This is a genomic window from Rhodoplanes sp. P11, from assembly GCF_964266735.1.
In the GTDB taxonomy this organism is placed as follows: Bacteria; Pseudomonadota; Alphaproteobacteria; order Rhizobiales; family Xanthobacteraceae; genus Rhodoplanes; species Rhodoplanes serenus.
The window spans coordinates 1,088,198-1,100,736 of record NZ_CAXWGY010000001.1; the positions used below are offsets into that span (position 1 = coordinate 1,088,198).

The following is a 12,539-nucleotide window of genomic DNA, read 5'->3' on the forward strand; positions in this document are numbered from 1 at the left end:
GCGGCGCGAGGCTTGGTCGCCCGCCGAGGCGACGTGATCGATTGCATCTCTATTCGGGAGTTGATGACTATGTCGATCTCCATGTTGTTCATCATCGTGGTGGTGGGGGCGGCCGCGGGCTGGATCGCCGATCGCTTCGCCACCGGCAAAGGTTTCGGTCTCTCCGGCGACGCGATCGTCGGCATCGTCGGGGCGATCGCCGGCGTGCTGGCGGCCCGTCGGTTCGGTGTCGCCCTGATGCCGGGCATTGGTGGCACCGTCATCCACGCGGCGGCCGGCGCCATCGTGCTCCTGGCCATCGCCCGGGTGTCGCAGAGCGGTTTCGGCCGCGGCGCGTCGGCCGGCAAGCCCGTACCCACGCCGTCCACCAAGCCGGCGGCCGCCAAACCGGCCGCCAAGCCGGCCGCAGCGAAGCCGGCGTTCCGGTCGGCTCTGCGCCAGGCCGCCGCGGCGGCCCCTGTGCCGGCCGTGCGGCCGGAGCGGCCGGAGCCGCGGCAGGGACGCTGAGCCGCCGCTGTCCCTCGTGCGCTCCGCCTGGAGCGCACTGGAGGCAAGCCCGACCATCGAAACTACGCCGGCGCGACCTCGCGTCACGCCGGCGGCGCTTGATGTCACGCCGGCGGCGCCTCAGTGATCGCCGTCATGCTCGCCGGTTCGCCGTTGCGGATGAAGCGATGGCGGCTGGATCGGTGGTCGGCCCCGACGTCGATCCGCGCTTGTCCGCCGGCGGTCGGCTGCGCACGAAGGCATCGACATCCGCCAGCACGGGCGCCAAGCCCCGGAACGGGCGCACGAATGCGCCGATCAGCCCGACATGCCCGGGTCGCGGATAGACGGTCGCACGGACGTCGCCGCCGGCCGCCCGCAGGCGCGCCGCGAAGCGGGCCGTGTTGCCCGGATGGACGGTGCGATCGCGGGCGCCCGTCAGCAGCAGGGCCGGCGGCTCGCCGCCGCGGACGTGATTGATCGGATAGGTCTCGGGCCGGTGGGGCCCGCCGAAGATCTCGACCAGGACGGGATCGCGGAGGGGACCGAAGTCGTACGGGCCGGCGAGGCCGACCAACCCGGCAAGGTCATGCTCCGGACCAAGGCCGACGGCGGCGAGCCAGCGCCGCTCGGTCGCCAGCATGGCGGCGATATGGGCGCCGGCCGAATGCCCCATCAGCACCAGGCGGCGCGGGTCGGCGCCGAAGCGCCGCGCCTGCGCGGCCGCCCACGCCACCGCGGCGGCGCCGTCCTCCAGGAACTCGGGAAAGCGCGCCTGCGGGTGAACGCGATAGTCCGGCACCACCACCACATGGCCGCGCCGCGCCAGCGGAGCCGCGACGAAGCGGTAGATCTCTTTGGCGCCGCTCTGCCAGCTGCCGCCGTAGAAGAAGACCACCACGGCGGCGCCCGCTGCCCGCGGCGGCGCGTAGACATCGAGGGTATGGCGCGGGCCGTCGCCGTAGCGCAGCCCCTGCACGGCCGAGAAGCCGCCGAATCCGGTGAGCAGGTTGGCGGCACCGGCCGGCGACCAGCCGAGGCCGCGCCGGGCCATCCACGAGGGAGGTTCCGCCGACGCGGCCCGCCGCGACAGCGGCTCGACAGTATCGGCGGTCGCATCGGCATCGGTCATGCGGAAACTACGCGGCACGGCGGCGGCTGGATCAAGAGGGCCGGCCGCAGACCCGGGCGGCGCCCCGCTCAGGGCGGGCCACCCCGGCCGACCGTCATGGCCGGCACGGTCTCGACGGCGGGCGGCACCTGCGCGGCGTCCACGGCCGGCCCGTCCGTGCCCGGGTTTTCGCCGCGAATGCTGCGCTGTTCCGCACGGGCCGGCTCGGCGGCCAGCCGGCGCTCGGCCCGGCGTGCCTCTCGCTCGGCTCGTCTCGCCTCCCGCCTTGCCTCCCGCTCGGCCCGGCGCGCGGCGCGCCGCTCGGCCCGGCTGTCGGAGCGGGTTTCCTCCACGCGGCTCGCGGCGCTGCGGTCGGAGCCGGCGCCGACGCGGGCGAGGCGGGCGGGGGCGTTCGCATAGGCGCGGTCGATCTCGCTCAGATAGGCCGTCAGCCCGGCCGGCAGCCGCCGCGCCTGTCGATAGGGCGTGAAATCCCGGACATCGTGGGGTGGACGGCCGCGGCCGGTGAAGACGTGGACCCCGGCCTCGGTCACCACGATGTCGCCACGCACCAGCGTCGGATCGCGGCGGAGCTGCGCCAGTCCGCCGGCCGGCCGTGCCCCGCAGCCGCAGGTGGGAGCGCCGGCGGTGCGATAGGCGAACGCGGTGGCCAGCGCGCCGTAGCGGCGGCCGCCGTCGGTGGTCGCCTCGCCGATCCCGTCGGGGCCGTCGTCGCCGCCGCGATAGATCGCCGTCTGGGTGCCGGGGCACAGGCTCTCGCAGGCGCGCCGCGCCTCGGTGGTACCGAGGGCGCTGTCGAGCGGCACATAGAAGCCGTCGCAGGTGCGCACGCAATAGGCCCGGCCGCCGCCGGAGGCGCGGCTGCTCGACCGCCGGCCCTGGCTGCCGTCGCGGCGCGGCGTGACCGTGATGGCGGTGGGCGGCGCGCCCCAGGGATCGACCTGCGGCGGGGCGGGCGGCACGGCGCCGGGCATCGCGGGCGCTCGGCGCGCCCATTCGTCACGCCAGAAGTCGAGGGCGTCGTGGGCGCTCGGCGCTGTGACGGCGAGGCCGACGACCGACATGACGCCGAGAGCCAGGACGATGCGGACCAGCATGGGGGACCTCGGGGCGCGCGGGGGACGGGGAGGGAGACCGACACGGCGTCGTGCCGTCGTTGCGGCAACCGCATGACGTCGAGCTGGTTCCCTGGTGGTGCCTCAAGGGCCGTCGCCCGCGGTCACCGCCGCCGGAACGGCGGCCGACTCCGACGGTTGATCCACGGGCGAGGCACACCCGGACCAGCCCGCTTCACCACAGCCACGATCACTGGAGACTGCCATGACGCCGCAAACCGCCCGCGACCTGTTCGTCACCGGACTGCGCAACGCCCACGCGATGGAACGCCAGGCCGAGGAGCTGATGGAGCGCCAGATCGAGCGCACCACCGACTATCCCGAGGTGCAGGCGCGTCTGCGTCAGCATCTCGACGAGACCCGCCGGCAGATCGACCGCCTCGATCGTTGCCTGGAGGCGTGCGACGCCTCGGCCTCGACCCTCAAGGACGCGACGCTCTCCTTCATGGGCAACATGGCCGCCCTGGGGCACGCCATGGCGGGCGACGAGATCCTGAAGAACACCTTCGCCAACAACGCCTTCGAGCACTACGAGATCGCCGCCTACAAGTCGCTGATCACGTTGTCCGAGCGCGCCGGCGTCGATGCGGCCGCGCTGCTGCGCCAGTCGTTGAAGGAGGAAGAGGACATGGCGGCGTGGATCGACGCTCATGTGAGCAACGTGACGCTCGCCTATCTGGCGCGCGAGTCGACCGCGGCGTGACGATCCGCCGGTCGTGCGGCGCGGGCGCGTGCCGCACGATCGCGCCGGGGCCGAACCGCTCGAGGACGCCTGGCGCGCAGCCCGGGTCGCGGTCGAAAAATGCGATCATGCAGGGACTTTTAGAGCGGAGCCCGATCCCGTTGGATGGGGTCTGCTTCCGTCAGGCGGGCTCGCCACCTTGCAGGATCGCCAGGCGTGCCACGGCGACGGCTGCGAGATCCTGCAAGACACCGAGGACCGCCTCGTCGCGTGCCTGCTCGGCGGCGGCCAGATAGGTCTCGACCAGGAACTCGGCCGTCGCGATCAGGTCGTCGGCATCGGTCGCGGCCGGGCCGAGCGGCGCCACTGCGAGCGGCAGGTCGCCGTGATCGGCCGCGAGGGCTTCGAGACGATGCGCCGCGTCGGGCCGTGGCCCGACGACGCGATCGATGGCGAGTCGCAGCGCCGGATCGGCCGCCGCGGCGAGCTGCGCCGCCAGCTTCCGCTCCCGGGCGGCGAGATCGGCCAAGCCGATCACCAGCGGTCGACCATGCTCTCCACGCTCGGCATGAAAGGCGCGCCGCCGCTCCTGACGAAGCAGCGACACATGCTCGAGCTCCTCGTGGGCCATCCGCTCGGCGGCGTCGCGCACCTCGCGGGCGGGCGCCTGCGCGGCCACATAGGCCCAGAACGCGAAGGCGCGTTCCTCCTGACGCACCGCCGCGGCCAGCGCCGCATAAGGCGTGATCAGACGCGAGCGCGCCGCCTCGGCGGCCGGCGCGTCGAAGATGTCGGGCAGCGGCCATGGTGGCTCGGCGTTCATGGCGGTGTCGCCGAGATCGCTGCGACGCCAGGCTCCGATCTCGGCGACATGGCCGCGCTCGATGTCGGCGAGGCGCTCGAACACCCGCGCGAGCTCGCGGTCGTCGCGGGCGTGCATGGCGGAGGCCATCGCCGCATAATAGGCGACGGCGTCCCGCTCCATGGCGTCCGCGACGGCGAACAGCTCCGCCAGCGAGCGGAGCGGTGCAGGTGGGATCGCCTCGACGCGGGTCATGCGTGGTCTCCGGTTTCGGACCGCGGCACGGCGACAGCGGGACTTCGTTCGCTGCGACGCCGAGGTTCATGCCTTAGCTGATGTCGTCAGCGTACGTCGCCGCGCCGGCGGTGCGGCTGCACCTAAACACCGTTCGTGCGCTTGTTTGCGATCGCGCAACGAGACCCGCACGGGCCGCCGCCATGGTCAGGCCACCCACCGAGGTCGTTCCGGACGAACAGGAGCCCGCCCGTTCCGATGCATGTCTCGATCCCGCCAGCGCGCAGTATCTCCGGTACTGTCGTGCCGTCTGCACGCGAGCGATCATCACGAGTTTGGGACGATTATTCTCGGACGGTATGTACCTGCCGGAATCTCGCGCGTGTCGGGTGCGGACAACCGTGACTCCGTTGACAGCGGAGTATCCTGATTGTCGAGTGGCCGACACCGACTCGTCGGACATCGTGCACCGGAGCATCCGGTACTCTCGCGGCCGCGGGCGCGTCGATCGCACCGCACTTCAACATCTGAGCAGGATGCCTGACTTCGTTCGCTTCCGATCGTTCGGTCACCGTGTTCTTGGTCTCGTCGTTGTGGTCCTCGTCGCCCTGTCGTTCGTGGTGGCGTCCATCGGCGAAGCCGCGGCGGCTGGGCCGCCGTCGCGTATCACCGAGTTTCTCGCCAAGGTAACACCGCAGCAGCTCGTGCCTGACGCCGATCGTTTCGGCGCGCCGATCGGCGAACCGCCGATCGTGCCGGCCTATGCGGGCGATCGGATGGTCGGCCACGTCTATCTGAATTCCGACTTCAGCAGCTCGATCGGCTATTCGGGCAAGCCCATCGACATGCTGGTCGGTCTCGACCGTGACGCCGTGGTGACAGGGCTCGCGCTGGTGGAGCACAAGGAGCCGATCGTGCTGATCGGCGTGCCGGAGAAGAAGGTCGTCGAGGCCGTCAACAAGCTGATCGGCACCAAGGTCGGTCTGATCGCCGGCGGGAAGGCGAAGGCACCCCAGCCCGACATCGTCAGTGGCGCGACCGTTACGGTGCTGGTGATGGCCGACAGTGTCGTCCGCTCGGCCGTCAAGCTGGTGCGCAGCGGCCGGCTCGGCGCTACGCCGGCCGCGACCGCGGCAGCCCAGCAGGCACCCGAGATCCGCACCATCGATGCCGATCGGAAGGAGGTGCGCGACTGGGACAGCCTGGTGGGGGACGGCTCCGTGCGCCGCCTCCATGTTTCGGTCGGCGACATCAACGCCGCCTTCGTGCGAACCGGCAACACCGGCGCCGCCGCCAACCCGGAGCCGGGTGCCGCGGACGAGACCTTCATCGATCTCTATGCCGCGCTGGTGAGCGTGCCGACCATCGGGGCGAGCCTGCTCGGTGAGGCCGGATGGGCGCAGCTCCAGCGCCGGCTCGCGCCCGGCCAGCACGCGCTGCTGATCGCCGGTGACGGGATATATTCGTTCAAGGGTTCCGGCTATGTGCGGGGCGGCGTATTCGACCGCATCCAGATCGTCCAGGACGGAGCCTCGGCGCGATTCCGTGATCGCAACCACGAGCGCATCGGTGCCATCGAGGCGGCCGGCGCACCGGAGCTGCGGGAGATCGGGGTCTTCGTCGTGCCGGCCGACATGGATTTCGATCCGACCGAGCCGTGGCAGCTCCAGCTCCTGGTGCAGCGGGAGATCGGCGCGCGCGACAAGGCGTTTCTCTCTCTCGATCTCGGCTACACGCTGCCCGCCACCTATGTGCGACGCGAGCGGACCGCCGCGCCGCCGCCCGCAGCGGCCGCGACATCGGCCCCGCCGCAGGCGTCCGGCACGCCTGCACAGCGCGCCACGGCACCCGACGCTGTGGCGCCGGCCGCGACCGACGTCGACCCGGCCGATCACGACGAGCCCTTCTGGAAAAAGATGTGGCAGCGCGACATGGCGTCCACCGCCATCACGCTCGCCGCCCTGCTGGTGCTCACCGGCATCTTCTTCTTCCAGAACGCGCTGGTGCGCCGGCCGGTGGTCTACACCTGGGTGCGTCGCGCCTTCCTGCTGTTCACCCTGGTCTGGCTCGGTTGGTATGCCAACGCCCAGCTCTCGGTGGTCAATATCCTGACGTTCACCAACGCACTGATGACCGGCTTCTCGTGGGAGTACTTCCTCACGGCGCCGCTGATCTTCATTCTGTGGTCGGCCGTGGCGGCGTCGCTGCTGTTCTGGGGGCGCGGCCCGTTCTGTGGCTGGCTGTGCCCGTTCGGCGCTCTCCAGGAGCTGACCAACACGATCGCGAAGTGGTTGCGCATTCCTCAGATCCGCGTCCCATGGGGCCTGCACGAGCGGCTGTGGCCGATCAAGTACATCATCTTCCTCGGCCTGTTCGGCGTGTCGCTGCATTCGGTGGCGCTGGCCGAGAAGCTGGCCGAGGTGGAGCCGTTCAAGACCGCCATCGTGCTCAAGTTCGTGCGCGACTGGCCGTTCGTGCTCTTTGCCGTGGCGCTGCTGGTGGCCGGGCTGTTCGTCGAGCGGTTCTTCTGCCGCTATCTGTGCCCGCTCGGCGCCGCGTTGGCGATTCCGGGGCGGCTGCGCACCTTCGAATGGCTGCGCCGGTGGCCCGAATGCGGCTCGCCGTGCCACCGCTGCGCGGTCGAGTGCCCGGTGCAGTCGATTCATCCGGAAGGACATATCAACGTCAACGAGTGCATCTACTGCATGCACTGTCAGGAACTCTATTTCGACGACCAGCGCTGCCCGCACATGATCCAGGTGCGGCTGAAGCGCGAGCGGCGCGAGGCGCTGACCTCGCCGTCCATGCGGGGCGGCAAGGGACCGACCCCGCCGGTGATCACGGCCGGCGGCCGCACCGTTCCGGTGCCGGCCTCGACCGCAGACTGACATTTGCCCACGCCATCGTCGTATCGGAGGAGACGCCATGAGTGCCGACGACACCAGCAGCAGCACCTTCAATCGCCGTGACTTGATCAGGACGGGTGCGGTCGCGACCGTCGCCGGCGTGGCTGGTGCCGCGACCGGCGCCGGCCTGAGCACCGGAGTCGGCCCGGCCGAGGCACAGACCCGGGCGCCCGCCCAGGCGCCGGCGCCGCGCGGCCCGGCGAAGTACGAGGTGAAACCGGGCGAGCTCGACGAGTACTATGTGTTCTTCTCCTCGGGCCAGACCGGCGAGATGCGCATCGTCGGCCTGCCGTCGATGCGCGAGCTGATGCGGGTGCCGGTGTTCAATCGGTGCAGCGCGACCGGCTGGGGGCAGACCAACGAGAGCCTCAAGGTGCTGACCGAGGGGCTGACGCCCGAGACACGCGAGTTCCTCAAGGCGACGGGCGGCACCTATCTGAACGGCGATCTGCACCATCCGCACATGTCGTTCACGGAGGGCACCTACGACGGTCGCTATCTCTACATGAACGACAAGGCGAACACGCGCGTGGCGCGGGTGCGCTGCGACGTGATGAAGTGCGACAAGATCATCCAGCTTCCGAACCAGCATACCGTGCACGGGTTGCGGGTGCAGAAGTATCCCCGCACCGGCTATGTCTTCGCCAACGGCGAGGACGGTGTGCCGGTCCCGAACGACGGCAAGGTGCTCAACGATCCGAAGCAGTACCATTCGATCTTCACGGCGATCGACGGCGACACCATGAAGGTCGCCTGGCAGGTGATGGTCGACGGCAATCTCGACAACGTCGATGCCGACTATCAGGGCAAGTACGCCTTCTCGACCTGCTACAACTCCGAGAAGGGTGTCACGCTCGCCGAGATGACGGCGAACGAGCAGGACTGGATCGTCATCTTCAACCTCAAGCGCATCGAGGAGGCGGTCCGCAAGGGCGACTTCAAGGAGATGGGCGGCGTGCCGATGATCGACGGCCGCAAGGGCTCGCCCTACACCCGCTACGTTCCGGTGGCCAACGGCCCGCACGGCATCAACACGGCGCCCGACGGCATTCACGTCGTCGCCAACGGCAAGCTGTCGCCGACCGTGACGGTGTTCGACGTGCGTCGGTTCGACGACCTATTCGACGACAAGATCAAGCCGCGCGACACCGTGGTGGCGGAGCCCGAGCTCGGCCTCGGCCCGCTGCACACGGCCTACGACGGCAAGGGCAATGCCTACACGACGCTGTTCATCGACAGCCAGATCGTCAAGTGGAACATCGAGGCGGCGCGCCGCGCCTTCCAGGGCGAGAAGGTCAACCCGATCATCCAGAAGCTCGACGTCCACTATCAGCCGGGCCACAACCACACCTCCATGGGCCAGACCAAGGAGGCGGACGGCAAGTGGCTCATCTCGCTCAACAAGTTCTCGAAGGATCGGTTCCTCAACGCGGGTCCGCTGAAGCCCGAGAACGACCAGCTCATCGACATCTCGGGCGATCGCATGGTGATCGTCCACGACGGCCCGAGCTTCGCCGAGCCGCACGACGCCACCATCGTGCATCGCTCCAAGGTCAATCCGCTGCACGTCTGGAAGCGTGACGATCCGTTCTTCGAGGACGCCCGCAAGCAGGCCGAGGCGGACGGCGTCAAGCTCGAACGCGACTCGAAGGTGGTTCGCGACGGCAACGTGGTGCGCGTCTACATGACCTCGTCGGCGCCCGCTTTCGCGCTCGACTTCTTCGAGGTCAATCAGGGCGACCAGGTCACCGTCTACATCACCAATGTCGACGATATCGAGGACCTCACCCACGGCTTCGCCATCGTCAACTACGGCATCAACATGGAGGTGGCGCCGCAGGCCACCGCCTCGGTGACGTTCACGGCGTCGCGGCCCGGCGTGTACTGGTACTACTGCTCGTGGTTCTGTCACGCCATGCACATGGAGATGAAGGGGCGCATGCTCGTGCACCCCCGCAACGCATGATGGCTGATCTCCATCATCGCATGACGGTCGCGGCGGCGGTTCTCTCGACCGCCGTCGCGACCCTCCTCGCCGGGGCGGATCACCACCGCCCCGCGCGGGCGGCGACGCTGGCGGTCGAGGCCGGCGACGACGTGCAGGCTGCGATCGACCGGGCGGGCCTCGGCGATACCGTGTTGCTGCGGCGGGGGGCTCACCGCGGTCCCGTGCAGATCGCCGTGCCGCTCACGCTGCGGGGCGAGCCTGGCGTCGTGCTGGAGGGCAGCGGGGAAGGTAACACGGTCACTGTCACGGCGGCGGACGTGGTGGTCACCGGGCTTACGCTGCGCGGGTCCGGCAGCAGCCTCGAACGGATGGACTCCGCCGTGTTCCTGGCGCGGACAGCGCTGCGCGCCCGCGTCGCGGAGAACCGCATCGAGGACAATCTGTTCGGCGTCTATGTGCACGGCGCCGCCGAGGCGGTGGTGGAGCGGAACGTGATCATCGGCCGTCGTGGCGGCCGCACCAGCGAGGCCGGCAACGGCGTCTCGGTGTGGAACGCGCCGGGCGCCCGCATCGTGGGCAACGACATTCGCCATGGCCGCGACGGCGTCTTCGTCGTCACCAGCCGGGGCAACGAGTTTTCCGACAACGTGTTTCGGGATCTGCGCTTCGGCGTCCACTACATGTACGCCGACGACAGCACAGTGGCGCGCAACGTCTCCATCGGCAATCACGTGGGCTACGCCGTGATGTTCTCCAAGCGGCTGACCATCACGGACAACCGCTCCGAACGCGACCGCGACCACGGCCTGTTGTTCAACTACGCCAACGGCTCGACCATCACGGGCAATGTGGTGCTGGGCGGCCCCATCGCGGCTGGCACCGAGATTGCCGCCGAGGACGACCAGCACTCCGCCATGCTGGCGCGCGCACGGGAGAGCTCGGGGCTGGTACGGCGCGCCGGGCCGGAGAAATGCGTGTTCATCTACAACGCCAACGCCAACCGCTTCAACGGCAACCACTTCGAGGGCTGCGAGATCGGCATCCACTTCACGGCGGGCTCGGAGCGCAACGAGATCGTCGGCAACGCCTTCGTGCGCAACCGTCATCAGGTCAAGTATGTCGGCACCCGCGCGCTCGACTGGTCGAAGGACGGTCGCGGCAATCACTGGAGCGACAATCCCGGCTTCGATCTCGACGGCGACGGCATCGCCGACACCGCCTATCGGCCGAACGACGTCGTCGACAAGGTGCTGTGGACGGCGCCGGCCGCCAAGATCCTGGTCGCCAGCCCGGCCGTGCAGATGCTGCGCTGGGCGCAGTCGCAGTTTCCGGCGCTCTATCCGGGCGGCGTCGTCGACAGCCGGCCGTTGATGAAGCCCCCGGTGGAGGCGGCCGCCGGCGGCTCCGCCGCGACGGGCTCCGTCGCGACCGATGGACGCGCCGGCACCGGGCCGGTTCCCACGAGGATGCCATGAGCACGGAGAGAACGGCCGGCGGGCGCATCGTCGATGTCGTCGCGGTCGCCAAGCGCTACGGGCCGGTCGAGGCGGTGCGCGACGTGTCGCTGGCGGCGCAGGCCGGCGAGTGCGTCGCGCTCGTCGGCCACAACGGCGCCGGCAAGACCACGCTGATGAAGCTGATGCTCGGGCTGATCCGGCCGAGCGCCGGCCGCGTCGCGGTGCTCGGCGCCGATCCGGCGGCGCGCGATCCGGCGGCACGGCGCCACATCGGCTTCCTGCCCGAGAACGTCGCCTTCAACCCGGCGCTCACCGGGCGCGAGCTGCTGGGCTTCTATGCGCGGCTCAAGGGCGAGCCGGCCGGCGAGGTCGACCGCCTGCTCGGCGTCGTCGGGCTCGCCGAGGCGGCCGACCGCCGCGTCGGCACCTGGTCGAAGGGCATGCGCCAGCGGCTCGGCCTCGCCCAGGCCCTGCTGGCGCAGCCGGCGCTGCTGCTGCTCGACGAGCCGACCTCCGGCCTCGATCCGGCGCTGCGCGGCAGCCTCTACGGCCTGGTGCGAAGCCTCGCCCGCGACGGCGCCGGCGTGCTGATCTCGACGCACGCGCTGAGCGAGCTCGAAGGCGTCGCCGATCGCGTCGTCATCCTCGATCGCGGCCGCGTGCTGGCGAGCGGCTCGCTCGCCGAGCTGCGCCGCCTGGCGCGGCTGCCGATCCGGGTGCGCGTCACCGTCGAGGAGCCGGCCACGGCGCCCGACTGGCTGCGCCGCGAGGGCGCCCGGGTCAACGGTCACGCCTTCGATCTCACCTGCGCGCCGGACGACAAGATGGCGTTGCTACGCCGCGTCGCCGCCGGGGAGGGCGCGATCCGCGACGTCGAGGTCGCGGTGCCCACCGTGGACGAGCTGTACGCCCACTTCCTGGCGCGCGGGCAGGATCGGGAGGGTCTGCGATGAGAAGCCTCGTCGTCATCGCCGGCAAGGAGCTGCTGGAGTCGGTGCGCAACCGCTGGGTCGTCGCCGCCACCTTGCTGCTCGGCGCGCTCGCGCTCAGCCTGACGCTGGTGGGCGCGACGCCGACCGGCACGGTGGGCGTCGCCCCCCTCGATATCGTCGTGGTGTCGCTGTCGAGCCTCGGCATCCTGCTGCTGCCGCTGATCGCGCTGCTGATCTCGCACGATGCCCTGGTGGGCGAGATCGAGCGCGGCACCATGCTGCTGCTGCTCACCTATCCGGTGGCGCGCTGGCAGATCGTGCTGGGCAAGTTTCTCGGCCATCTCGCCGTGCTGGCGATCGCCACGCTGATCGGCTTCGGGGCGGCGGCGCTCGCCGTGCTGGCGACCGCCGAGGTGGACCGCCAGAGCTGGCAAGCCTTCGCGGCCATGACGGGGGCCTCGGTTCTGCTCGGCGCCGCCTTCGTGGCGATCGGAAGCTGCGCCAGTGCGCTCGCCCGCAGCCGGGCGGCGGCGGCCGCGGTGGCGATCTGCCTGTGGCTGGTGTTCGTCGTCGTCTTCGACCTGGCGCTGCTCGGTCTCCTGGTCGCCGACCAGGGCGCCCGCATCGGCGCCGGCGCCGTGGAAACGGCGCTGCTGTTCAATCCCACCGACGTCTATCGCCTGCTCAATCTCACCGGCTTCGCCAATGTCAGCCTGTTCTCCGGCATGGCGGGGCTCGGCGGCACGGTGTCGCTCGGTCCGGCCGTGCTGGTCGCCGCGCTCGCCGCCTGGGTCGCGGTGCCGCTCGGTATCGCCACCCTTCTGTTCGCCCGCAGGGAGCTGTGA

The 12,539-nt window shown here is 70.4% G+C and carries 10 protein-coding genes; 7 read left to right on the forward strand and 3 right to left on the reverse strand.

Going from position 1 to position 12,539, the window contains the following annotated elements:
* The first annotated feature begins 69 nt into the window (after positions 1-69).
* Positions 70-507, forward strand: a complete 438-nt coding sequence (locus ACFQUV_RS04815; protein WP_129611391.1) for a GlsB/YeaQ/YmgE family stress response membrane protein — start codon at positions 70-72, stop codon at positions 505-507.
* Positions 508-640: 133 nt separating this feature from the next.
* Here the strand turns inward: ACFQUV_RS04815 and ACFQUV_RS04820 are convergent, their stop codons facing one another.
* Both ACFQUV_RS04820 and ACFQUV_RS04825 read right to left on the reverse strand, forming a co-directional pair.
* Positions 641-1,618 (reverse strand): alpha/beta hydrolase, encoded by a 978-nt coding sequence (locus tag ACFQUV_RS04820; RefSeq protein ID WP_207211604.1) that lies wholly within the window; start codon positions 1,616-1,618, stop codon positions 641-643.
* Between the two features lie 68 nt (positions 1,619-1,686).
* Complete coding sequence (locus tag ACFQUV_RS04825) at positions 1,687-2,715, reverse strand: DUF2865 domain-containing protein (RefSeq protein WP_129611392.1); 1,029 nt, start codon at positions 2,713-2,715, stop codon at positions 1,687-1,689.
* A 223-nt stretch (positions 2,716-2,938) separates the two neighbouring features.
* On the opposite strand from ACFQUV_RS04825, the gene ACFQUV_RS04830 reads away from it, so the two are divergent.
* Positions 2,939-3,436 carry a ferritin-like domain-containing protein gene (locus tag ACFQUV_RS04830; protein WP_111388772.1) on the forward strand — a complete coding sequence of 166 codons (498 nt, stop codon included), beginning with the start codon at positions 2,939-2,941 and terminating at the stop codon, positions 3,434-3,436.
* Positions 3,437-3,596: 160 nt separating this feature from the next.
* On the opposite strand, the gene ACFQUV_RS04835 is transcribed toward ACFQUV_RS04830, so the two are convergent.
* Entirely contained in the window at positions 3,597-4,472 is an 876-nt protein-coding gene (locus tag ACFQUV_RS04835; protein WP_129611433.1) for a ferritin family protein, read from the reverse strand.
* Positions 4,473-4,987: 515 nt separating this feature from the next.
* On the opposite strand from ACFQUV_RS04835, the gene ACFQUV_RS04840 reads away from it, so the two are divergent.
* From ACFQUV_RS04840 to ACFQUV_RS04860, 5 genes are read left to right on the forward strand one after another with little or no spacing between them, the layout of a single operon-like run.
* Positions 4,988-7,339 (forward strand): NosR/NirI family protein, encoded by a 2,352-nt coding sequence (locus ACFQUV_RS04840; RefSeq protein WP_129611434.1) that lies wholly within the window; start codon positions 4,988-4,990, stop codon positions 7,337-7,339.
* A 37-nt stretch (positions 7,340-7,376) separates the two neighbouring features.
* Positions 7,377-9,323, forward strand: coding sequence for a TAT-dependent nitrous-oxide reductase (gene nosZ, locus ACFQUV_RS04845; protein ID WP_129611435.1), 1,947 nt, complete (start codon positions 7,377-7,379; stop codon positions 9,321-9,323).
* Entirely contained in the window at positions 9,323-10,780 is a 1,458-nt protein-coding gene (locus ACFQUV_RS04850) for a nitrous oxide reductase family maturation protein NosD (protein WP_165364172.1), read from the forward strand. Before nosZ ends, ACFQUV_RS04850 begins: the two co-directional genes overlap by 1 nt.
* Positions 10,777-11,715, forward strand: a complete 939-nt coding sequence (locus ACFQUV_RS04855; RefSeq protein ID WP_129611436.1) for an ABC transporter ATP-binding protein — start codon at positions 10,777-10,779, stop codon at positions 11,713-11,715. Before ACFQUV_RS04850 ends, ACFQUV_RS04855 begins: the two co-directional genes overlap by 4 nt.
* On the forward strand, positions 11,712-12,539 hold the full coding sequence (locus tag ACFQUV_RS04860) for an ABC transporter permease (protein ID WP_111386167.1): 828 nt from the start codon (positions 11,712-11,714) through the stop codon (positions 12,537-12,539). The genes ACFQUV_RS04855 and ACFQUV_RS04860 overlap by 4 nt, the downstream gene beginning before the upstream one ends.

Excerpts from the sequence above, each read along its gene's own strand:
- ACFQUV_RS04815 (WP_129611391.1), top strand. The coding sequence starts at position 70 with ATGTCGATCTCCATGTTGTTCATCATCGTGGTGGTGGGGGCGGCCGCG.
- ACFQUV_RS04820 (WP_207211604.1), bottom strand. The coding sequence starts at position 1,618 with ATGACCGATGCCGATGCGACCGCCGATACTGTCGAGCCGCTGTCGCGG.
- ACFQUV_RS04825 (WP_129611392.1), bottom strand. The coding sequence starts at position 2,715 with ATGCTGGTCCGCATCGTCCTGGCTCTCGGCGTCATGTCGGTCGTCGGC.
- ACFQUV_RS04830 (WP_111388772.1), top strand. The coding sequence starts at position 2,939 with ATGACGCCGCAAACCGCCCGCGACCTGTTCGTCACCGGACTGCGCAAC.
- ACFQUV_RS04835 (WP_129611433.1), bottom strand. The coding sequence starts at position 4,472 with ATGACCCGCGTCGAGGCGATCCCACCTGCACCGCTCCGCTCGCTGGCG.
- ACFQUV_RS04840 (WP_129611434.1), top strand. The coding sequence starts at position 4,988 with ATGCCTGACTTCGTTCGCTTCCGATCGTTCGGTCACCGTGTTCTTGGT.
- nosZ (WP_129611435.1), top strand. The coding sequence starts at position 7,377 with ATGAGTGCCGACGACACCAGCAGCAGCACCTTCAATCGCCGTGACTTG.
- ACFQUV_RS04850 (WP_165364172.1), top strand. The coding sequence starts at position 9,323 with ATGGCTGATCTCCATCATCGCATGACGGTCGCGGCGGCGGTTCTCTCG.
- ACFQUV_RS04855 (WP_129611436.1), top strand. The coding sequence starts at position 10,777 with ATGAGCACGGAGAGAACGGCCGGCGGGCGCATCGTCGATGTCGTCGCG.
- ACFQUV_RS04860 (WP_111386167.1), top strand. The coding sequence starts at position 11,712 with ATGAGAAGCCTCGTCGTCATCGCCGGCAAGGAGCTGCTGGAGTCGGTG.